Source organism: Streptomyces bullii (genome assembly GCF_042657145.1).
GTDB lineage: Bacteria > Actinomycetota > Actinomycetes > Streptomycetales > Streptomycetaceae > Streptomyces > Streptomyces bullii.
Genome location: NZ_JBHSNY010000002.1, coordinates 585,820 through 605,845, shown reverse-complemented (window position 1 = coordinate 605,845; position 20,026 = coordinate 585,820). Strand labels below are relative to the sequence as shown.

19 protein-coding genes are annotated in these 20,026 nt (G+C 73.1%); 6 read left to right on the top strand and 13 right to left on the bottom strand.

Translation table 11 applies throughout. The features are described from left to right. Nucleotides 1-94 precede the first annotated feature (94 nt). A complete protein-coding gene (locus ACFPZJ_RS06880; protein WP_381018645.1) occupies nucleotides 95-856 on the top strand; it encodes a GntR family transcriptional regulator in 762 nt (253 codons plus the stop codon). 73 nt (nucleotides 857-929) lie between these two features. Here the strand turns inward: ACFPZJ_RS06880 and ACFPZJ_RS06875 are convergent, their stop codons facing one another. The 3 genes from ACFPZJ_RS06875 to ACFPZJ_RS06865 form a co-directional block, all read right to left on the bottom strand. After that, a complete protein-coding gene (locus ACFPZJ_RS06875) occupies nucleotides 930-2,087 on the bottom strand; it encodes an ROK family transcriptional regulator (protein WP_381018643.1) in 1,158 nt (385 codons plus the stop codon). Between the two features lie 178 nt (nucleotides 2,088-2,265). Beyond that, complete coding sequence (locus tag ACFPZJ_RS06870) at nucleotides 2,266-2,928, bottom strand: response regulator transcription factor (protein ID WP_381018641.1); 663 nt, start codon at nucleotides 2,926-2,928, stop codon at nucleotides 2,266-2,268. Nucleotides 2,929-2,942: 14 nt separating this feature from the next. Further along, nucleotides 2,943-4,112: a sensor histidine kinase gene (locus ACFPZJ_RS06865; protein WP_381018639.1), complete on the bottom strand. Its 1,170-nt coding sequence runs from the start codon at nucleotides 4,110-4,112 to the stop codon at nucleotides 2,943-2,945. A gap of 108 nt (nucleotides 4,113-4,220) precedes the next feature. On the opposite strand from ACFPZJ_RS06865, the gene ACFPZJ_RS06860 reads away from it, so the two are divergent. Genes ACFPZJ_RS06860 through ACFPZJ_RS06850 form a run of 3 tightly spaced genes read left to right on the top strand, consistent with a single transcriptional unit; the run spans nucleotide 4,221 to nucleotide 6,359 of the window. Beyond that, nucleotides 4,221-5,141 carry an ABC transporter ATP-binding protein gene (locus ACFPZJ_RS06860; RefSeq protein WP_381018638.1) on the top strand — a complete coding sequence of 307 codons (921 nt, stop codon included), beginning with the start codon at nucleotides 4,221-4,223 and terminating at the stop codon, nucleotides 5,139-5,141. Nucleotides 5,142-5,143: 2 nt separating this feature from the next. Next, on the top strand, nucleotides 5,144-5,869 hold the full coding sequence (locus tag ACFPZJ_RS06855) for an ABC transporter permease (RefSeq protein WP_381018636.1): 726 nt from the start codon (nucleotides 5,144-5,146) through the stop codon (nucleotides 5,867-5,869). A gap of 58 nt (nucleotides 5,870-5,927) precedes the next feature. Continuing rightward, nucleotides 5,928-6,359, top strand: coding sequence for a hypothetical protein (locus ACFPZJ_RS06850; protein WP_381018634.1), 432 nt, complete (start codon nucleotides 5,928-5,930; stop codon nucleotides 6,357-6,359). 215 nt (nucleotides 6,360-6,574) lie between these two features. On the opposite strand, the gene mug is transcribed toward ACFPZJ_RS06850, so the two are convergent. Continuing rightward, a complete protein-coding gene (gene mug / locus ACFPZJ_RS06845) occupies nucleotides 6,575-7,120 on the bottom strand; it encodes a G/U mismatch-specific DNA glycosylase (RefSeq protein ID WP_381018632.1) in 546 nt (181 codons plus the stop codon). Between the two features lie 13 nt (nucleotides 7,121-7,133). Next, a complete protein-coding gene (purB, locus tag ACFPZJ_RS06840; RefSeq protein ID WP_381018630.1) occupies nucleotides 7,134-8,576 on the bottom strand; it encodes an adenylosuccinate lyase in 1,443 nt (480 codons plus the stop codon). A gap of 167 nt (nucleotides 8,577-8,743) precedes the next feature. Here purB and ACFPZJ_RS06835 point away from each other — a divergent pair, with 167 nt between their 5' ends. After that, nucleotides 8,744-9,148 (top strand): peptidoglycan-binding domain-containing protein, encoded by a 405-nt coding sequence (locus tag ACFPZJ_RS06835; protein WP_381018628.1) that lies wholly within the window; start codon nucleotides 8,744-8,746, stop codon nucleotides 9,146-9,148. 29 nt (nucleotides 9,149-9,177) lie between these two features. Then, on the top strand, nucleotides 9,178-10,308 hold the full coding sequence (locus tag ACFPZJ_RS06830; RefSeq protein ID WP_381018627.1) for a SchA/CurD-like domain-containing protein: 1,131 nt from the start codon (nucleotides 9,178-9,180) through the stop codon (nucleotides 10,306-10,308). Between the two features lie 148 nt (nucleotides 10,309-10,456). Here ACFPZJ_RS06830 and ACFPZJ_RS06825 read toward each other — a convergent pair whose 3' ends face one another. From ACFPZJ_RS06825 to ACFPZJ_RS06790, 8 genes are all read right to left on the bottom strand, one after another. Then, the gene (locus ACFPZJ_RS06825; protein WP_381018624.1) at nucleotides 10,457-11,485 is read right to left on the bottom strand and encodes a methyltransferase; all 1,029 of its coding nucleotides are present in this window, start codon (nucleotides 11,483-11,485) and stop codon (nucleotides 10,457-10,459) included. A gap of 42 nt (nucleotides 11,486-11,527) precedes the next feature. Then, complete coding sequence (locus ACFPZJ_RS06820; RefSeq protein ID WP_381018621.1) at nucleotides 11,528-12,589, bottom strand: right-handed parallel beta-helix repeat-containing protein; 1,062 nt, start codon at nucleotides 12,587-12,589, stop codon at nucleotides 11,528-11,530. A gap of 85 nt (nucleotides 12,590-12,674) precedes the next feature. Beyond that, nucleotides 12,675-12,908, bottom strand: coding sequence for a hypothetical protein (locus ACFPZJ_RS06815; RefSeq protein WP_381018618.1), 234 nt, complete (start codon nucleotides 12,906-12,908; stop codon nucleotides 12,675-12,677). 228 nt (nucleotides 12,909-13,136) lie between these two features. Then, complete coding sequence (locus ACFPZJ_RS06810) at nucleotides 13,137-13,919, bottom strand: SGNH/GDSL hydrolase family protein (protein WP_381018616.1); 783 nt, start codon at nucleotides 13,917-13,919, stop codon at nucleotides 13,137-13,139. A 128-nt stretch (nucleotides 13,920-14,047) separates the two neighbouring features. Then, nucleotides 14,048-15,061: a hemolysin family protein gene (locus ACFPZJ_RS06805; RefSeq protein WP_381018613.1), complete on the bottom strand. Its 1,014-nt coding sequence runs from the start codon at nucleotides 15,059-15,061 to the stop codon at nucleotides 14,048-14,050. Then, nucleotides 15,058-16,398, bottom strand: a complete 1,341-nt coding sequence (locus ACFPZJ_RS06800) for a hemolysin family protein (RefSeq protein WP_381018610.1) — start codon at nucleotides 16,396-16,398, stop codon at nucleotides 15,058-15,060. Before ACFPZJ_RS06800 ends, ACFPZJ_RS06805 begins: the two co-directional genes overlap by 4 nt. 149 nt (nucleotides 16,399-16,547) lie before the next feature. Beyond that, nucleotides 16,548-16,976, bottom strand: coding sequence for a GNAT family N-acetyltransferase (locus ACFPZJ_RS06795; protein WP_381018607.1), 429 nt, complete (start codon nucleotides 16,974-16,976; stop codon nucleotides 16,548-16,550). 481 nt (nucleotides 16,977-17,457) lie between these two features. Then, a complete protein-coding gene (locus tag ACFPZJ_RS06790) occupies nucleotides 17,458-20,025 on the bottom strand; it encodes an ABC transporter permease (protein ID WP_381018605.1) in 2,568 nt (855 codons plus the stop codon). Between the last annotated feature and the right edge of the window lies 1 nt (nucleotide 20,026).

The window sequence follows — 20,026 nt, the reverse complement described above, 5'->3', positions numbered from 1 at the left end:
TGGGGGCCGCCCTATGGTCGCAGAGAAGTGCAACAACCTTTAATAAACAAGGGCGCGAAAACGCCGCCGGATCACGGCGAATGCGGAGGACAGGGTGGGGACCACGCAGCTGGAAACGGTGCCGGAACCGAAGTACTGGCATCTCAAGACCGTGCTCAGTGAGGCGCTCGACTCGGAGTTCTCGGTGGGCGAGATCCTGCCCAACGAACGTGACCTCGCCGCCCGTTTCGGCGTCGCCCGCGCCACGCTCCGCCAGGCCCTGGAACAGCTCGAGCTCGAAGGCCGGCTCCAGCGCCGCCGCGGCGTCGGTACGACCGTCGCCCCTCCGCGCATGGGCGTCTCCGTCGGTACGGCGCAGCACGTCTGGCCGGGCGGTCCCGAGGACGCCTGGCAGTCCGTCGACTGCACGATGGCGGTGCCGCCCGCGGCCGTCGCCGACGCCCTGGGCACCGGCCGCGACGAGCCCGTGCACACCGTCCGCCGCTCCCGGGTCTCGCACGGGCAGCCCGTCGCCGCCGAACTGCTCTACATCCCGCCGTCGTCGGTGCCCGAGCTGTCCGGCATCGACGCCCCGTCCGGAGCGGCACGCGCGCGTGCGGTGCTGCGCGAACTGCAGCACCTGGAGCTGGAGCGGCAGGAGAATGCCGTCGAACTCGGCTCGGCCCGCGCGGACGACGCCAGGGAACTGGACCGGCTGCCCGGCGCGCCCGTCCTCGTCGTCACGACCCGCTTCGTCGCCGGAGGCCGCACGGCGGCGCTCTCCGTCGCCACCTACCGCGCCGACACCTGCCGACTGACCTTCGGGGACTCCGGCGGCGTGCAGATCCACCACGGACCGCAGCGCCGGGCGTCCTGACCCGCCGCGTCCCCGCCGCTCTTCCGTCGCGCCCCGGTCGTGTGCCGGGGCGCGACGCTTGTGCCGACGCGGTCTACCGGCGGGCCGTCACCGTGCCCTCGACGGCGAACAACTGCTCCTCCACATGGTCCAGGGCCAGCCGCAGCGCCCCCGTCGCCACCGCCGCCTCGCCGAGCAGGGACAGGGCGACCTTCGGCGGGCGCAGGCAGTAGCGGGCCAGCTCACGGCGCAGGGGATCGAGGACGCCGTCCAGCCCCGCCGCCCAGCCGCCGATGACGACCAGCTCCGGATCGAGCGCCAGCACCAGCGCTGCCACGTCGTGCACCAGTCGCCGGATGAAACGGTCGACCGCGTCGCGAGCCCGCCGGTCGCCCTCACGCGCCTGCGCGAACACCTTCGCGACGGCCTGTTCGTCGAGCGGGTGCAGCGGCTCGTCCGTGGTGGACAGCAGGGCCTCCGGTGCCGCCTCTCGGCCCAGCAGGTGCAGTGCCCCGATCTCGCCGGCCGCACCGCCGAACCCCCGGTGCAGCCGCCCGCCGATCAGTGAACCGGCACCCGGGCTGAGCCCCGCCAGCACGAACACCACATCGTCGGACTCCGTGGCGGAGCCCTTCCAGTGCTCGGCGACAGCGGCGGCGTTCGCGTCGTTCTCCACCAGGACCGGGCACTTGAAGGAACGGCTCAGCCGCTCGCCCAGCCGCAGCCCGGTCCACCCGGGCAGCGCGGTGCCCAGCCGCACCGTGCCGTCCGCCTCGACGATCCCGGGCGTGCCCACGCCGACCGCCCGCAGCGAACCGCGCGCCACACCGGCCCGCCGCAGCAGCTCGGCGACCGCGATGCGCGCCCGCTCCAGCCGCTCGTCGGCCGGCGCCGTCTCGTCCACGTCCTTGACCTGGGAGCCGATCACCCGCCCGTCCAGGTCGGCCAGCAGCGCGGCCACCCGGCGCGCGCCGATCTCCAGGCCCAGCAGATGCCCGGCCTCGGCCCGGAACCGGAACCGCCGCGCCGGCCGCCCCTGACGCCGTACGACGCTCTCGTCGGCGGCCTTCTCGACGACCAGGCCCGCCTCGATGAGCCCCTCGACGACGCCCTCCACGGTCGGCCGGGACAGCCCCGTCACCCGGGTGATCTCGGTCAGCGTGGCGCAGTCGGTGGCCCGCAGCGCGTGCAGCACCACCGCCGAGTTGATCCTGCGCAGCAGCGAGGGATCCCCGCCGGTCAGCCGCCCCACCGTCCGTCCTTCCCGCTCGTGCGCGTGTTGGCCGGATCGTACTCGGCACGGCCGACCCCGGCGAATGGCGGCCGCCCACGCGGTCCGCCCACCCGGACCGGCCACGCGGTCCGCCCACCCGGACCGGCCACGCGGTCCGCCCACCCGGACCGGCCCGCGGCCAGCCCACCCGGACCGGTCACCCCGGCGACACGAACCCCGACTCGTACGCCGCGATCACCGCCTGCGTGCGGTCCCGCGCCCCCAGCTTCGCCAGCACGGCGCTCACATGCGACTTCACGGTCTCCGTGCCGACGACGAGCCGGGCGGCGATCTCCGCGTTCGACAGGCCCCGGGCCATCAGCCGCAGCACCTCGGCCTCCCGTTCGGTCAGCTGCGCCCGCTCCAGCACGGCCCGCGCCGCGCGGTTCCCGCCGCCGTCGCCGTACTCGGCGGCGAGCTGCCGCACCGAGGCCGGGAACAGCAGCGACTCGCCCTCGGCGACCAGCCGCACCGCGTGCACGATCTCGGCCGGCCGGGCCCGCTTCAGCAGGAACCCGTCGGCGCCGGCGCGCAGCGCCTCGTACACGTACTCGTCGTTCTCGAAGGTCGTCACCACGAGGATCTTCGGCGGCGCGTCGACCGTACGCAGCAGCGCCCGGGTGGCCTCGATACCGTTCAGGAGCGGCATCCGTACGTCCATGGCGACCACGTCCGGCCGCAGTCGCCGTACGAGTGGGATGACCGCCGCTCCGTCGGCCGCCTCCCCGACGACCTCGATGTCGCGCTGCGCCTCCAGCACGGCCCGCAGACCGGCGCGCACGAGGGGCTCGTCGTCGACGAGGAGAACGGTGACCGGCATCCGGCCAGCGTAGATCAACCGAGCGGCAGTTCGACGTGCACCTGCCAGTCACCCTGGTCGGGCCCCGTGCGGGCGCGGCCTCCCAGCAGCGCGGCGCGCTCGCGTATGCCGCGCAGTCCGCTGCCGCGTCCGGGACCGGGTGGGCCCGCCGTCAGCGGATTGCGTATCGCCAGCACGAGGATGCCCGCGGCGACATGGACGCGGACCCGCACGGGCACCGCGCCCGCATGCCGCAGCACATTGGTCAGCGCCTCCTGAAGGATGCGGTAGCCCTCGCGGGAGACGGGGCCCGGCACGGTGGCCAGAGGGCCGGTCATCTCGGCGTCCACCTTCGCCCCGGAGGCACGCGCGGACTCCAGCAGCCGGTCGGCGTCCGTGAGCGTCGGCCGGCTGCTCACGGGCTTTCCCGCCTCGCGCAGCACACCGAGCACCCGTTCCAGGTCCTCCAGGGCGGCGCGGCCGGTCTCCTCGATGGCGCCCAACGCCCGGTCGGTGAAGGCGGGATCGCCCGCCGTCCGGGCGGCGCCCGCCTGGACGACGGCCACGGTCAGCGCGTGACCGATCGAGTCGTGCAGTTCGCGGGCGATGCGGTTGCGCTCCAGGAGCTGCTCGGTGCGCTCCTCCAGCGCGGCGAGGCGCTCGGCCGGGGAGGGGCCGAGAAGACGGCGGGCGAGGACGGTGATCAGCGCGCCCGAGCCGACCACGGCGGCGGCCAGCACGATCAACGGCAGCGGTGCGAGCAGCACGTACCACCAGTGGTGGCCGGGGACCTGGAGGAAGGTGGCCTCGTCGGGGCTGCCTCCCCGGGCCGTGCTCACCAGGTCGTCGGTGAGCATGGGCAACTGGACGGTGAGGAAGGCGACGGCACCCCCGAGTGCCAGCCGCGACTGGAGCCAGACGACCGTGCGGCCCCGGTCGCGCCCTGTGGCGGCCGGGGCGACCACGATCTCCGAGGACGCGCCGTCCGGCCGATGTCCCGTCAGCAGCAGCCGCGCCTGCAGTCCCTCCACGGTCCGCATCGCCGGCACGAGCCCGGCGAGGACCAGCAGCACGACCGCGGTGGCGTACGCCCAGCGGGCGGCGAAGATGTACAGCCACATCGCCGGCCACACGACGGCCATGAACAGATGCAGCCACCGTGTGTACGTCACCGCCCGCGTGAAGGGGCGCAGGATGCGGACCATGTCGTCATCGTGGCAGCCGCCACTGACATCACACCTCCCCCGCACGGGGGAGACGATCTCCACCGGCGGGGGAGGCCCCGGCCCTGGCCGACCGGCCACGCTGCTGACATGACCAGCATCGACGTCCACCACCTCACCAAGGAGTACGGCACCCGGCGAGTCGTGGACCACCTGACCTTCCGTGTCCGGCCCGGCCGCGTCACCGGCTTCCTCGGCCCCAACGGCGCCGGGAAGTCCACCACCCTGCGGCTGGTGCTCGGGCTCGACCGTCCGACGGCCGGCTACGCCACCGTCGGCGGCCGTCCGTACGTCACGCTCCGCGAACCCCTGAGTCATGTGGGCGCGTTGCTCGACGCGCAGGCCGCGCACGGCTCCCGCACCGGCCGCGACCATCTGCGCGTCCTCGCGGCGACCCACCGCATCCCGGACCGCCGGGTCGAGGAGGTGCTGGGGGAGACCGGCCTGTCCTCGGTGGCCGGCCGCCGCGTGAAGACGTACTCCCTGGGCATGCGCCAGCGGCTCGGCATCGCCGCAGCCCTGCTCGGCGACCCGGAGGTCCTCATGCTCGACGAGCCCTCCAACGGCCTCGACCCCGAAGGCATCGTCTGGATCCGCCAGTTGCTGCGCCGCCTCGCGGGGGAGGGCCGCACCGTCCTGGTCTCCAGCCACCTGATGAACGAGACCGCCTCCTTCGCCGAGCACCTCGTGGTCCTCGGCAGGGGCCGCCTGCTGGCCGACACCTCGATGCGGGACTTCATCCACGCGCGCGTGCAGCCACGGGTGAGGGTTCGCACCACGGACCCCACCGCCCTCAAGAGCGCCCTCGCCCGCCACGGTCACGACGCCGTGCAGCACGAGGACGGCCACTGGATCGTGCAGCACGCGCACGTGGACGACATCGGACGGCTCGCCTCCGCCGCGGGTGTCCCTCTGCTCGAACTGACCGCGCACGAGGGCACCTTGGAGCAGGCCTACCTCGACCTCACGTCGGCCGAAGCCGAGTTCGCCGCCCAGTCCAAGGAGGCCTGATCATGGAGTTCGCGCCCGTCCTGCGCGCCGAGTGGCTGAAGATCCGCACGCTGCGCTCGCTCCCCGGAGCCCTCCTGGCGCTGTTCGCCGCGACCACGGTGTTCTCGGCGCTGGCCGGTGTCTCCGACACGTCCGAAGCGGACTTCGATCCGTTGTTCACGGCCCTGTCCGGTGTCCTGCCGGGCCAGATCGCCGCGATCTCCTTCGGGGCCCTGGCCGTCTCGGCCGAGTTCCACGGGGGCGGGCTGCGGCTCTCGCTGGCCGCGGTGCCGCAGCGCGGCAGGTGGTTCGCCGCCAAGGCGACGGCCGTCGCCGTACCGGTTCTCCTCGTGGGACTGGTGACCGCGTGCGCCGCGCTTCTGGTGGGCCGGGCGGGGCTGGGCGCCACGGCGGACCATCTCACCCTGGGCGAGCAGGCCCGCGCTGTCGTGGGCTGCGGGATCTACCTCATGCTGATGGCGCTGCTCGCGGCCGGACTCGCCACCCTGCTGCGCAGCGGCATGGGCGCGCTGTCCCTCCTGATCCCGTTCATCCTCGTGGTGTCGTTCGTGATCGGCGACGCGGCGGGTGCTGTCGTGGATTACATGCCCGACAGGGCCGGACACGTGGTCATGCACCAGTCGTACGAGGGATCTCCGGGGCCCTGGACGGGACTCGCGGTGACCGCGCTGTGGGCCGTCGCCGCCCTCGGGGCGGGAGCCTGGAGCCTGCGCCGCCGGGACGCCTGACCACCGTGCCCGGCTGAGGGACCGCCAACTGTCAGTGGTGGCGGGTTTACTGGATCGCATGAACATCGCACAGCACATCGCCCTCATCGACGAGCTGTGCTTCCGCCCCTTTCCGGCGGAGCACGGCCCGTCGGACGTCGGCGACTCGGGACCCGGCTACCACGTCGCCGTGTTAGAGCGCGCGACGGACGGCGACCCGGCGGACCGGCACGTGACCGTCGACCAGTACGAGAAGGACCGGGACGCCGTCTACGAGTTCCTGGCCTCACGCTGGGGAGACACCGACCCCTACAACCTGGGGACCGTCCTGCTGCGCACCGAACGCGAGGAGATACCCGAGCCGTGGGCCACCCTCAGCGCACGCGCCGCCGTGGCCTGCCTGTGGGAGGTGGAGGGGACCGGCCGCTGGGTCGCCGTTGCCGTCGCCGACCGCGACGAGACCGACGAGGTCGAGCTCCTGGCCGTGGTCACGCAAACAGCCCCGCCGTGACCGGCAGCGCACTGACCGGCCGGGCCTGACCGGGTGGCGGGCTGACACCGGGGGGCTGACCGGCGGGCCTGACCGGCAACGCCCGACCGGCGGGACCGGACCGGAGAGTGCGGCCTGGGGAAGTGTGACCTGCGGAAGCCTGACCGGCACCGTCCGACCGGCTACGGGCCACCGGCTGGCCCCGACCGTCTACGGGCCACCGGCTGGGCTGACCGCTACGCCTCCGCAGTTTCCCGCAGCCGGGCGAACTCCTCCGCCATCGTCTCCACCGTCCAGTGCGCGTTCAGCCCGCTCGGGTTGGGCAGTACCCACACGCGCGTGTCACCGATCGTCCGCGCCTGGGGGCCCACCGTGGCCTTGCGGTCGTCGAACGCGGCCCGGTACGCGGTGACGCCGACCACGGCCAGCCAGCGGGGCCGCAGCCGCGCCACTTTCAGGGCGAGCAGCCGCCCGCCCTCGCGGTACTCCTCCGCGCTCAACTCGTCGGCCCGCGCGGTGGCCCGGGCCACGACGTTGGTGATGCCGAGCCCGTACGACAGCAACTCCCGCTGCTCCGCCGGCTTCAGCAGCCTCGGCGTGAACCCGGAGCGGTGCAGCACCGGCCAGAAGCGGTTGCCGGGGCGGGCGAAGTGATGGCCCGTCGCGGCCGTCATCAGCCCCGGGTTTATGCCGCAGAACAGCACGCGGAGACCGTCCGCGACGACGTCCGGCACCAGCCGGTCGCGGGCGGCCTCCAGCTCCTGCGGGGTGAAGCGCGCCATGCCGTGCGGCGCGTCAGAGAATCGCCCCGGGCGTGTAGCCCGCGGCCTGGGGGTGCTGCTTGACGATCTCCTCGATCCGCGCGACGACGGCGGCGACCTGGTCGCCCGCCGCACCCGTGAAGGACAGCTTGTCCGCCATCAGCGCCTGCAACTGGTCGCGGCCGAGCGGCAGGCGCTCGTCGGCGGCGAGCTTGTCGAGAAGGTCGTTGCGCTCGGCGCCCTGCTCACGCATCGCCAGGGCGGTGGCGACGGCGTTCTCCTTGATCGCCTCGTGCGCGACCTCCCGGCCGACGCCCGCGCGCACCGCGCCCATCAGCACCTTGGTGGTGGCGAGGAACGGCAGGTAGCGGTCCAGCTCCCGGGAGACCACCGCCGGGAACGCGCCGAACTCGTCGAGCACCGTCAGGAACGTCTCCAGCAGACCGTCCAGTGCGAAGAACGCGTCCGGCAGCGCGACCCGGCGCACCACCGAGCAGGACACATCGCCCTCGTTCCACTGGTCGCCCGCCAGCTCGCCGGTCATCGAGGCGTAGCCGCGCAGGATCACCATCAGGCCGTTGACGCGCTCGCAGGAGCGGGTGTTCATCTTGTGCGGCATCGCCGAGGAACCGACCTGGCCCGGCTTGAAGCCCTCGGTGACCAGCTCGTGCCCGGCCATCAGCCGGATCGTCTTCGCCAGCGACGACGGCGCCGCCGCCAGCTGCACCAGCGCGGTGACGACCTCGTAGTCCAGGGAGCGCGGGTAGACCTGGCCGACCGAGGTGAACGCCTGCGAGAAGCCCAGGTGACCGGCGATGCGCTGCTCCAGCTCGGCCAGCTTCTCCGCGTCCCCGCCGAGCAGGTCCAGCATGTCCTGCGCCGTACCGACCGGGCCCTTGATGCCGCGCAGCGGGTAGCGGCCCAGCAGCTCCTCGACCCGGCCGTACGCGACGAGCAGCTCGTCGGCGGCGGTCGCGAAACGCTTGCCGAGGGTGGTGGCCTGCGCGGCCACGTTGTGGGAGCGGCCGGCCATGACCAGCTCGCCGTACTCCCCGGCCAGCTTCCCGAGCCGGGCCAGCACCGCCACCGTGCGGTCGCGCACCAGCTCCAGCGACAGCCGGATCTGCAGCTGCTCGACGTTCTCGGTGAGGTCGCGGGAGGTCATGCCCTTGTGCACGTGCTCGTGCCCGGCGAGGTCGTTGAACTCCTCGATCCGCGCCTTGACGTCGTGCCGCGTGACCTTCTCGCGCTCCGCGATGGAGGCCAGGTCGACCTGGCCGAGGACGCGCTCGTAGTCGGCGAGCGCCGCGTCCGGCACCTCGATCCCGAGGTCCTTCTGCGCCCGCAGCACGGCGAGCCAGAGCTGCCGCTCCAGCTTCACCTTCTGCTCGGGCGACCAGAGCGTGGCGAGCTCGGCGGAGGCGTAGCGTCCGGCGAGGACGTTGGGGATACGGGGCTTGGCGGGCGCAGCAGTCACGTGCACGGAGTCTACCCGGCGAGCAGGGCGCCCCCGGAACGTCCATGCAGTCCGGACCGGCAGGTGAGACGTGCTCCGACCCGCGCAGGTCGGCAGGTGTGAGAGACGGGTGTGAGACGGCGCCTCACTGGCCGCATCAACTGCCCGCCGCCGGCTCCCGCTTCTGAATGAGGCTGTCGATGCCGGCCTGGATGAGGACGGGCGATTCGGCCGTGCGATTCGGCCGTGCGACCCGAAGCGCGGTCAGGAGCTTCCAACGGTGTGCCGACATCGTGGCGGACGGCCGTGTCGGATCCCAGACCTGGTCGTTCCTCTCTGACCACTCGGCCGGCGTTGCGACGGCGGTGCGGCCCACCCATGCCGGTAGAGCTCCGCCGGGCGTTCCGGGGCGCGCCCGCCGCCCGAAACCCGCAGGCCAGACCCGACGGACCGGTACCGGCCCGTGGGCCCGGCCGCTCACCCGCGTGGTCCGTACAAGTCGCGGACGCCGACGGACCGGCCGAGGATCGACGGAGGTCGGCGTCGCGGTGCCGGCGGCCGGCGTTCCCCACTGTCCCGCGAAGGACCCGTGACAAGGTTCCGTTAAGGAGACGTGCGCAGGATGACCACCACCTCTGATCGACCGCCGGCGCGGCAGGTGTCGCAGCGGGTCTCCCAGTCCGTGTTCGACGGCTCCCGGCTTCGGGTCGTCCTGCTGGTGGACGTCCACGACGGCGCCCAGCAGCAGTTCCTGGAGGCGTACGAGCAGCTCTCCAACCAGGTCGCGTCCGTGCCCGGGCACGTCAGCGACCAGTTGTGCCAGTCGATCGAGAACCCCTCCCAGTGGCTGATCACCAGCGAGTGGGAGAGCGCCCCGCCGTTCCTCGCGTGGGTGAACAGCGAGGACCACGTGCGGATGGTGCAGCCGCTGCACGGCTGTGTCCGGGACACCCGGTCGCTGCGGTTCCACGTCGTCCGTGAGACCGGGGCCGGGCGGCCGGCCGCCGGGGCCGCCGCGCAGGGCCGCAACCAGGCGTCCCCCCGGATCGGGGACGGCGTGACCCGGCACGCCCTCACCTTCACGGTCAGGCCGGGCAGCGAACGGGCCGTCGCCGCCATCCTCGCCGACTACGCCCCGCCCGAGCCGCGGGTCGACGACACCACCCGGCTGTGCCGCACCTCCCTGTTCATGCACGGCAACCGGGTCGTACGGGCCATCGAGGTGCGCGGCGACCTGCTCGCGGCGCTGCGGCACGTGGCGCGGCAGCCGCAGGTGCGCGCCGTGGAGGAGGCCCTCAACCCCCATCTGGAACAGCACCGGGACCTCGACGACCCCGAGTCCGCCCGGGCCTTCTTCACCCGGGCGGCGCTGCCGGCCGTGCACCACATGGCGGCGGGCGAGGAGGGCGCCGAGGGCGAGCGGCATGCGCTGTACTACCCGGCCCGGCCGGGCAGCGGCCTGCGGCTGGCCGAGCTGCTCGCCCAGCAGGACGAGGCGGCGGCCGACGACCCGCACGCGCCGGTCGTGCGCAGCACGATCTTCCAGCGCGGTGACGTCGTGGTGCGGTTGATCGACGTACGGGGCGCACTGGACGCCGACCCCGCCCGTGCTCTCGGCCTGGCGGACGCCGGGCAGGTGGCCGAGCTGACGACACTCCTCGACGGTGACGGTAGCGCCGGGGGTGACCTGCGGCGCCTGCTGGCGCTCGCCCGCATGGACCTCGTCACCGACCGTCTGGCGCCGGAGGTCTAGCCGCCGGGTGCCGGCAGCCTGATGTCGGGCCTGGAAGGCCTGACCGGTCGGGCGCCGGAGGTCTGACGACTGCGAAGGGCCCGGTCCGGCGCCCGGTGCCCGGCCCGTCGAGGGCCGGGCACCGGGCGCCCCGCTGGGACCTGCGACATCACTCCGGCACGGTGCAGTCGAAGGCGTGCAGGTAGGCGTTGACCGGGCTGATGTCGTCGATGACCAGGCCGGCGGCGGTCAGCCGGCGGACCATGCTGTCGGTGGTGTGCTTGGCGCCACCGACGTTCAACAGCAGCAGCAGGTCCATGGCGGTGCTGAACCGCATCGACGGGGTGTCGTCGACGAGGTTCTCGATGACCACCACGCGCGTGCCCGGACCGCCCGCCTCGATCACGTTGCGCAGCAGCCGGGACGTGCTCTCGTCGTCCCACTCCAGGATGTTCTTGATGACGTAGACGTCCGCCCGCACCGGAACGGCCGCGCGGCAGTCGCCGGGCACGATGCGCACCCGGTCGGCGAGCGGACCGCCGTCCCGCAGTCGCGGGTCGGCGTTCTCCACCACGCGCGGCAGGTCGAGCAGGGTGCCGTGCATGGCCGGGTACTTCTCCAGCAGGCTCGCCACCACATGCCCCTGGCCGCCGCCGATGTCGGCCACCGACGAGGCCCCGGACAGGTCCAGGAGCTCGGCGACGTCCCGCGCCGACTGCCGGCTGGAGGTCGTCATGGCCCGGTTGAAGACGTCGGCCGACTCGGGCGCGTCCTCGTTGAGGTAGGTGAAGAACTCCTTGCCGTACAGGTCCTGAACGACGTTCCGGCCGGTGCGCACCGCCTCGTCCAGGAGCGGCCAGGCGTCCCAGGTCCACGGTTCGGTGCACCACAGGGTGATGTCGCGCAGGCTGTTCGGGGCGTCCTCGCGCAGCAGCCGGGACATGTCGGTGTGCGCGAACGTGCCGTCCTCCTGCTCGGCGAAGACGCCGTGGCAGGACAGGGCCCGCAGCAGCCGCCGCAACGGCTGCGGCTCGGTCTTCACCGCGGCAGCGAGGTCCTCCACGGTCATGGGGCCGTCCCCGAGCGCGTCGGCCACGCCCAGCCGGGCGGCCGCACGCAGGGCGGCGGCACACGCCGCCCCGAACACGAGCTCCCTCAGCCGCATGGACGGCGGTGGGGCAGGGTTTGCGGTCGTCATGTGCCGCCTTTCCTTCGTGGGTTCACAGGTGGGTACGACCGGTCAGCACAGGCCCGCGGGCTTGGACACCGTGCAGGTGTTGCCCTGGAAGGTGTTGTTCTTCGCGGTGTCCGCGTTGACCAGGTCCGCCGGGGAGTTGTTCCGCAGCGTGTTGTCGGTGATCCGGTTCCGCTCGTTCTTGGCGCCGACCATGCTCTTGAAGAGCACGACCCCGCCCGAGAGCGGCGAGGTGCCCTTGTTGTCGGCGACCTCGTTCCGCGTCACCAGCGTGTCCTCGGCGCCGGTCAGTACGATGCCCGAGCCCTGCAGGAAGGGCAGCCGGGGCGTCTTCGGGCAGTGCTTGTTGTTCGCGAGGATCCGGTTGTCGCGCACGGTCAGGGCGCCGGCCCGCGGCGGCGTCTCGTCGCCGACGACGAACACGGCCGCGCAGTTGCCGGTGGCGTGGTTGTAGGCGACGGTCATGTTCCGCAGACGCCGTACGGTGAGGCCGATCCGGTTGCCCTCCAGACGGTTGCGGGCGACCACCGCGCCCAGCGAGTCGGTGGCGCCGCCCTCCTCCGTGACCGTGTTGGCGAGGAACACGCCCGCGTCACCGTTGTTCCGGGCCGTGTTGTACGTGAACAGGCCCCGCACGGAACGCTGCTGGGCGATGCCCCACTGCCCGTTCTTCTCGGCGGTCACCCGCCGGACCGTGAGCCGGTCGGTGTGGGATGCCCACAGGCCGTTCTTGGCGAAGCCGGTCAGGATGAGGCCGGTGATGGTGGTGCCCTCGACGGGGCGGCTGGACGTGCCCTCCACGCAGATGCCGTTGCCGGCCTGGGCACAGCTGTTGGCGGCCTTGGTCGTGGCGGGACGGATGACGACGGGCCGTTTCCCCGTGCCCCGCAGGGTGAGCCCGGACGTGGTCACCCGGACGCTCTCGTGATAGGTGCCAGGAGACAGCAGAACGGTGTCGCCCGGCCGTGCGGCGTCCACCGCTTTCTGGATCGACTGCCCGGGACGGACCACATGGGTCTTCGAGCTCTCCAGCGGGGGAGCGGCCCCGATACCCGTGCCGACGACTGCCGCGGCGCATGCCAGATAGGCGAAGTGGCGTTTGATCATATATGGAACGGTAGGTCCGGAATGCGTCCGAACCGGTCCGATGGGCCATCCGGCGGCGTGTCACCGACCGGTCCGCGCCACCGCCTCACGACCGTGGCGCGCGTGTCCTGACCGGGGTCGGCCGGGCGCCGCCCAGCAGTCCGACCAGGGTCGGGCCGCCCCGCAGTTCGACCAGGGTCGGGCCGCCCCGCAGTTCGACCAGGGTCGGGCCGCCCCGCAGTTCGACCAGGGTCGGGCCGCCCCGCAGTTCGACCAGGGTCGGGCCGCCCCGCAGTTCGACCAGGGTCGGTCGGGAGGCCGCCTCGCAGCCGTGGCGCACGTCTCCGACCAGGGCCGGCTGGGCGTCGTCTCGCAGCCGTGTCTGCCGGCCCGCCGGGCGCGCCCACCGGCATGCCGGTCCGGTCGTCGTGCGGGGGCCGTTCCGCCGCGGGCGCCTCGGCCGTCGGTCCGCGACGGGCCGCAGGTCCGACGGCCGTCAGGGGGGAGAGCTACGTCCCCGGTCCTTCGTCCGGCTCCAACTCGGGTCGCTTCGACCAGTGGGGGAGAGCTACGTCCCCGGCCCTTCGTAAGGCAGCAACTCGGGTCGCTTCGACGGCAGGCCGTCGCCCGACGAGCGGCCCGTCAGCCGTCGGCCGATCCAGGGCAGCAGGTGCCGCCGGGCGAACCGCGCGTCCGCGGTGCGGCGGGAGAGCCAGCCGGGCGGCGCCGACGCCGGCGGCGGGACGTGCCAGTCGGGGTCCTCGGGTGTGTAGCCCAGCGTCTGCCACACGGCCTCCGCCACCCGGCGGTGCCCCTCGCTCGTCAGGTGCAGCCGGTCCACGTCCCACAGGCGCGGATCGGCGAGCGCGGGCGCCCCGTAGAGGTCGACGACGAGTGCGCCGTGCCGCCGGGCGAGGTCCTCGACGCAGGCGAACAGCGCCTCCATGCGGGGCCGGAAGCGCTCCAGGACCGGGCCCTGGCGGCCGGGGCTGCGCATCAGCACCAGCTGTTTGCAGGAGGGGGCCAGCCTCTCGACGGCCTCCTCCAGCAGACCGCGCACCCGGCCCATGTCGCACTTGGGCCGCAGCGTGTCGTTGAGCCCGCCGACCAGCGTCACCACGTCGGCGTTCATGGCCGCCGCCACGTCCACCTGCTCGGCGACGATCTGCCCGATCAGCTTGCCGCGCACCGCGAGGTTGGCGTACCGGAAGCCCGGGGTGACGGCCGCCATCCGCGCGGCGAGAAGGTCGGCCCAGCCGCGGTACGTGCCGTCCGGCAGCAGGTCCGACATGCCTTCGGTGAAGGAGTCGCCGACCGCGACGAGGCTGGTGTGGGTGGGGTTCGTCAGCATGGCGTCAGGGATGGTATCCCGTGCACATACCCAGCGGTCGGTCGGCCCCGGAGTGTGAGCGGCGGCTCACACCCGCCGTCCCGGACCATCCGTCGCCCGGCGCCCACCGCCCTGGACCGGAACGCGGCTCACGCCCGCTGCCCGAACAGTTCCCGCAGCACGTCCTCCATGGTCACCAGTCCGGCCAGCCGCCCGTCGGCCCCGATCACGGCCGCGAGATGGGTACTGCTGCCCCGCATCGCCGTGAGGACGTCGTCCAGCGGCGTACTCTCCCGCACCCGCGCGATCGGCCGCATGTCCCGCAGCCGGAACGGCACGTTCCGCGCGGGCGCGTCCAGGGCGTCCTTCACATGCAGATAGCCGACGATCCGCCGCCCTTCGTCCACCACGGGGAAGCGCGAGTACCCGGACTCCGCCGACAGCTGCTCCAGCCGCTCCGGCGTGACGCCCACGCGCGTGTACACGACGCGTTCCAGCGGCATCACGACGTCCCGGACCGGCCGGCGGCCCAGTTCCAGCGCGTCGTGCAGCCGCTCCTGCGCACGGTCGTCGATCAGTCCCGCCTCGCTGGAGTCCTTCACGATCTGCGCCAGCTCGAAGTCCGAGTAGGTGGCTGACACCTCCTCCCGGGCCTCCACCCGCAGCAGCTTCAGCAGCGCGTTGGCGAAGGCGTTCACCGTGAAGATCACCGGGCGCAGTGCCCGGGACAGCGCGACCAGCGGCGGACCGAGGGCCAGGGCGCTGCGCACCGGCTCGGCGACCGCGACGTTCTTCGGCACCATCTCGCCGAGCAGCATGTGCAGATACGTCGCCAGGGTCAGCGCGATCACGAAGGACACCGCGTGCCCCGCGCCCTCGGGCACGCCCACCGCGTGGAACACCGGCTCCAGCAGATGCGCGATGGCCGGTTCGGCGACCACACCCAGCACCAGCGTGCACAGCGTGATGCCGAGCTGCGCCGCCGCCATCAGCGCCGAGACGTGCTCCAGGCCCCACAGCACGCTCTTCGCCCGCCGGTCGCCCCGCTCGACGTACGGCTCGATCTGGCTGCGGCGCACCGAGATCAGCGCGAACTCGGCGCCCACGAAGAAGGCGTTCACGACGAGGGTCGCCAGACCGATCAGCAGTTGTACGGCGGTCACCGCTCCGCCCCCCTCTCCTCGCTCCGCTCGTCGTCGAGGGGCGCGTGCAGCAGGACGCGCGCCGCCCGGCGGCCCGTGGCGTCGAGCACCTCCAGGCGCCATCCGTCGACCTGGAGGGTGTCACCGGCGGCGGGGATCCGGCCGAGCTGCGTGGCCACGAGCCCGGCCAGCGTCTCGTACGGCCCCTCCGGCGGACGCAGGCCGACCCGGGCGAGCTGGTCGACGCGGGCCGAGCCGTCGGCCGAGTACAGGGCGTGGCCGTCCTCGTCGGTACCGGCCGGGGCCAGATCGGGCGCCTCGTGGGGGTCGTGCTCGTCACGGACCTCGCCGACGACCTCCTCGACGATGTCCTCCAGCGTGGCCACCCCCGCCGTTCCGCCGTACTCGTCGATGACGACCGCCATGGTGCGCTTCCCGGAGAGCCGGTCCAGGAGCCGTTCGACGGTGAGCGACTGCGGGACCAGCAAGGGTTCGCGCATCAGCTCGGAGACGGGCACCCGGGGCCGCCGCTCCGCGGGCACCGCCAGCACGTCCTTGACGTGGGCCGTACCGACGACCGAGTCGAGGGTTCCCCGGTAGACCGGGAACCGGGACAGCCCCGTAGCCCGGGTCGCGTTCGCCACGTCCTCACAGGTCGCCTGGGCGTCCAGGGCGATGACCTGGACCCGCGGGGTCATCACGTTCTCCGCGGTGAGGTCGGCCAGGTTCAGGGTCCGTACGAACAGCTCGGCGGTGTCGGCCTCCAGGACGCCCTCCCTGGCGGAGTGCCGGGCGAGCGCCGCCAGCTCCTGCCGCCCGCGCGCGGAGGCCAGTTCCTCGGCGGGCTCCAGGCCGACGCGGCGCACCACCCGGTTCGCGGTGTTGTTCAGGTGGGTGATGAAGGGCCGGAACGCGGCGCTGAACCAGCGCTGCGCGTTGCCCACGGTCTTGGCGACCTTCAGGGGCGAGGAGATCGCCCAGTTCTTCGGCACGAGCTCGCCGACGACCATCAGGAACACGGTCGACAACCCCGTGCCGATGACCAGCGCGAGGGAGGACGCCGCCGAGCGGGAGACGCCGACCGCCTCCAGCGGGCCCGCGATCAGCGCGGCGATCGACGGCTCGGCGAGCATGCCGACCACCAGGTTGGTGACCGTGATGCCGAGCTGCGCACCCGAGAGCTGGAAGGTCAGGTTCCGTACGGCCTTCAGCGCCCCCCGCGCGCCCCGCTCGCCGCGCTCCGCGGCCCGCTCCAGCTCCCCCCGCTCGACCGTGGTCAGGGAGAACTCCGCCGCCACGAAGGCACCACAGGCGAGTGAGAGCAGGACCGCCACCAGAAGGAGGAGCACTTCGGTCATCGGGTCACCTCCGTCCCATGGTCGGTCAGGACGGGGCCGAGTGCGCGATGTCGCCGGCAGGAGGGCTCGCCCACCGCAGGACGCTCACAACCTTTCATGGGGGACCGAGTGGCCCTCCCCGGGCAAAGGATGAGCAAAAAGGCGCCGGTCTAGTCGGAGAGGGGCTTCACCCAGCGCCGCCACTGTTCCTGAGGCGCGTACCCGGCAGCGCCCCAGGCATGGTGCGCCGTCTCGTTGCGCCGCAGCACCATGGCGTCCGCGCGGCGCCCGCCGAGCCGTACGAAGCGCTCCTCGGCTGCGGTGAGCAGTGCGGAGGCGATGCCCTGACGTCGGTGGTCGGGGTGCACGGCCAGCCGGTACAGATGACAGCGCCAGCCGTCGAAGCCCGCGATCACCGTGCCGACCAGCTCGCCGCCCGGCCGTTCGGCCAGGATCAGCGCCTCCGGGTCGCGGGAGACCAGCCGTTCGACGCCGTCCCGGTCGTCGCTGATGCTCGTCCCCTCGGCGGCCACCTTCCAGAAGGCCAGCACGGTGTCCAGGTCCTCGGGCCCGGCGGCCCGTACGCGCAGATCGGTCATGCGGAGATCCCATCACGCGCCGGAGTCCCGGACATGCGATTCCGCGATGCGGACGGACGGTCGCGGGGGACGGGCCGTACGGGAGGCGGGCGGCCACGGAACACGGACGGTCGCGATGACACGGACGGCAACGGGCCACGGACGGCAATGGGACACGGACGGCAACGGGGCGCGGGCGGCAACGGGGCGCGGGCGGTCACGGCACATGGACCGTCACGGCATCCGGACCGTCAGGGGACACGGACGGTCACGCGTCGCGCAGGCGCTCCATGACCGGGGCGAACTCCTCCATGTACGGCTCCAGGACGGTCAGGTAGGAGAAAACGTGGCGTTCGCGCGCCGTAGCCCAGTTCCTCGGCCCGACGGCACTTGGCGCGCCACTCGTCCGCCGGCGCGGAACTCAGCAGGTTGACACCGAAGCGGACGCGCGCGACATGACCTCCCCTGACAGGCAAGTGACTTGAGGTAGCCGGAGAGTCAATCACTCGTGCGCGATGGCCGCCAGCACATTCATGCGTGATGCACGCAACGCGGGCAGCAGCGCCGCCGCTACCCCCACCACCGCCGAGCCGACGACGACCGCGACGATCGTGCCCCACGGGATCGCGAGCGCCGTCATGCCCTGCAACGCCAGGACCTGCTGGGTGCACAGCCCCCACACCAGCCCCAGCGCGAGTCCCAGGACCGCGCCGAACACCGCGATGACCACCGACTCCAGCCGGATCATCCGGCGCAGCTGCCGCCGGGCGAGACCGATCGCCCGCAGCAGCCCGATCTCCCGGGTGCGCTCCACGACCGACAGCGCGAGGGTGTTGACCACGCCGAGCACCGCGATGATGATCGCCAGCCCGAGCAGCGCGTACACCAGGTACAGCAGGACGGCGATCTGGTCGTGCACCAGGTCCTTGTAGTCGGCGAGGTCCCTCACCTGCACCTGCGGATACCGGTCCAGGGTGCCGTCCAGAGCGGTACGCAGGTCGTCCGGGTCCGTGCCGGGCGCGGCGTTGACGTACAGCACGGAGTCCTGCCCGCCCGGCGCGTACCGCTGCAGGGTGGCCATGCCGAAGTACAGCCCGCCCTGCGTGCCGAAGCCCTCGGCGGACTCCTGGTCGGTCAGGGCGCCCACGGTCAGCTCCGCCCGGCGCCCGCCCTGGAACTCGACCGGGACGACCGTTCCGGGGCGCACCCCGTGGTCCCGCGCGAAGTCCACGTCCATGCCGATCCGGCCCTGTGCGAGCGCCGCCGCGGTGCCGCCCCGCGCGTAGGTGATGTTGGCGACGTCGTCGAGCCGCGGGTCGTAGCCCGCCGCGGTCGTCTCGACCCGGTCCCCGTCCGGGAGGCGCACCGCGACCGGCGTGAACTTCGACCGTACGACGAGTCCCACGCCGTCGGTGGCGCGCACCGCGTCGGTGACCTCCCGCGGGAAGGGCACGAAGTTGCTGTTCTGGATCACGAAGTCGGCGCCGAGCGTCTTGTCGATCTGCTGGTCGAACGACCTGGTCATCGAGGCGCTCGCCACCGACATGCCCGCCACCAGGGCCAGGCCCACCATGAGCGCCGCGGCCGTCGCCCCGGTACGGCGGGGGTTGCGCAGGGCGTTGCGCTGGCTCATCCGGCCGATCGCGCCGAACAGGGCCGGAAAGGCCGCCCCCAGCACCCGGATCACGGGACGGACCAGGAGCGGGCCCGCGACGACGGTCGCGATCAGCGTCAGCACGATCCCGAGCCCCAGCAGGGACGCCGCCGACGACGTCCGCGACGACACCACGCATCCCGCGAGCGCAGCGGCGCCCGCCGCACCGACGACCGCGCCCACCACCGCCCGCAGCCGCAGCGGTCTGCCCACCCCGGCCACCTCGGCGTCCGCGAGGGCGGCCATCGGTGAGACGCCCGCCGCGCGCCGGGCGGGCAGGTACGCGGCGACGAAGGTGACACCGACGCCGACGACGTACGCCGCGACCGGGGTCACCCAGCCGATGACCATCTCGGTGGCCTTGATGTTCATGCCGAGCAGGCCCATCAGCTCGATAAGCCCGGCGGCGAGGGCGATGCCGGTGGCCAGGCCCAGCGTGGAGCCGACCAGGCCGAGCAGCAGCGCCTCGGCGAGGACCGAGCGCCGCACCTGGCGCCGGTCGGCGCCCAGCGCCCGCAGCAGGCCGAGCTCCCGGGTGCGCTGCGCGATCAGCATGGCGAAGGTGTTGACGATCAGGAACACGCCGACGAGCACCGCGACCCCGGCGAAGCCGAGCATCACGTACTTGATGATGTCGAGGAACCCGCCCAGTTGCTGGACGTCCGACTCAGCCTGCTCGCCGGCCGTGCGGTAGTCGTAGGAGCCGGTGCCGAGCGCCGCGGCCACGCGCTGCTTGAGCCGCGCGTCACTCACGCCCTGCGCCGCGCCGACCGAGATGCTGGTGGCCGCCTTCGGGTCGCCCAGCAGCCTGGCCTGGGCGGTCGGGGTGTCGAGGAACAGCAGGGCAGCCCCGGGGTTGGTCGTGGTGAACGTGACGATGCCGACCACCTCGACCCGGAACGAGCCGGGCGCCGCGATCACCGTGAGGGTGTCGCCGACGCGCACGTCGCGGCGGCCGGCGGTGTCCGCGTCGATCAGCGCCTCGGCCGGCCCGCGCGGGGCGTGGCCGGAGGTGAGCTCCACGGGGCTGCGCTCGGTCGGGTCCCAGTTGGTGCCGATCGTGGGGGCGCCGGTGGTCGGCCCCACGGGCTCGTTCTCCTCGTCGACGACGGTGATGTTCCGGGTCTCCGCGTCCACGCGCGCGGCGGCCACGCCGTCGATCCGCGCCACGCGGTCCGCGACGGAGGCGGGCAGCGTCGCCGTCGCCCCGGAGGGCACCGCCTCGTCGAGGGTCTCCTTCGGGCTGACCGTGACGTCGGCGGCGGTCGAGGCGAACAACCGGTCGAAGGTGCGGCTGACCGTGTCGGAGAAGATCAGGCTGCCCGCGACGAACGCCACGGACAGGACGACGGCCAGCGCGGACAGCAGCAGCCGGCCCCGGTGCGCGAGGAAGCTGCGGAGCGTCGCCTTGAGCACC

Excerpts from the sequence above, each read along its gene's own strand:
- ACFPZJ_RS06870 (WP_381018641.1), bottom strand. The coding sequence starts at position 2,928 with ATGCCGGTCACCGTTCTCCTCGTCGACGACGAGCCCCTCGTGCGCGCC.
- ACFPZJ_RS06865 (WP_381018639.1), bottom strand. The coding sequence starts at position 4,112 with ATGGTCCGCATCCTGCGCCCCTTCACGCGGGCGGTGACGTACACACGG.
- ACFPZJ_RS06860 (WP_381018638.1), top strand. The coding sequence starts at position 4,221 with ATGACCAGCATCGACGTCCACCACCTCACCAAGGAGTACGGCACCCGG.
- ACFPZJ_RS06855 (WP_381018636.1), top strand. The coding sequence starts at position 5,144 with ATGGAGTTCGCGCCCGTCCTGCGCGCCGAGTGGCTGAAGATCCGCACG.
- ACFPZJ_RS06850 (WP_381018634.1), top strand. The coding sequence starts at position 5,928 with ATGAACATCGCACAGCACATCGCCCTCATCGACGAGCTGTGCTTCCGC.
- mug (WP_381018632.1), bottom strand. The coding sequence starts at position 7,120 with ATGGCGCGCTTCACCCCGCAGGAGCTGGAGGCCGCCCGCGACCGGCTG.
- ACFPZJ_RS06835 (WP_381018628.1), top strand. The coding sequence starts at position 8,744 with ATGAGGCTGTCGATGCCGGCCTGGATGAGGACGGGCGATTCGGCCGTG.
- ACFPZJ_RS06830 (WP_381018627.1), top strand. The coding sequence starts at position 9,178 with ATGACCACCACCTCTGATCGACCGCCGGCGCGGCAGGTGTCGCAGCGG.
- ACFPZJ_RS06825 (WP_381018624.1), bottom strand. The coding sequence starts at position 11,485 with ATGACGACCGCAAACCCTGCCCCACCGCCGTCCATGCGGCTGAGGGAG.
- ACFPZJ_RS06820 (WP_381018621.1), bottom strand. The coding sequence starts at position 12,589 with ATGATCAAACGCCACTTCGCCTATCTGGCATGCGCCGCGGCAGTCGTC.
- ACFPZJ_RS06810 (WP_381018616.1), bottom strand. The coding sequence starts at position 13,919 with ATGCTGACGAACCCCACCCACACCAGCCTCGTCGCGGTCGGCGACTCC.
- ACFPZJ_RS06800 (WP_381018610.1), bottom strand. The coding sequence starts at position 16,398 with ATGACCGAAGTGCTCCTCCTTCTGGTGGCGGTCCTGCTCTCACTCGCC.
- ACFPZJ_RS06795 (WP_381018607.1), bottom strand. The coding sequence starts at position 16,976 with ATGACCGATCTGCGCGTACGGGCCGCCGGGCCCGAGGACCTGGACACC.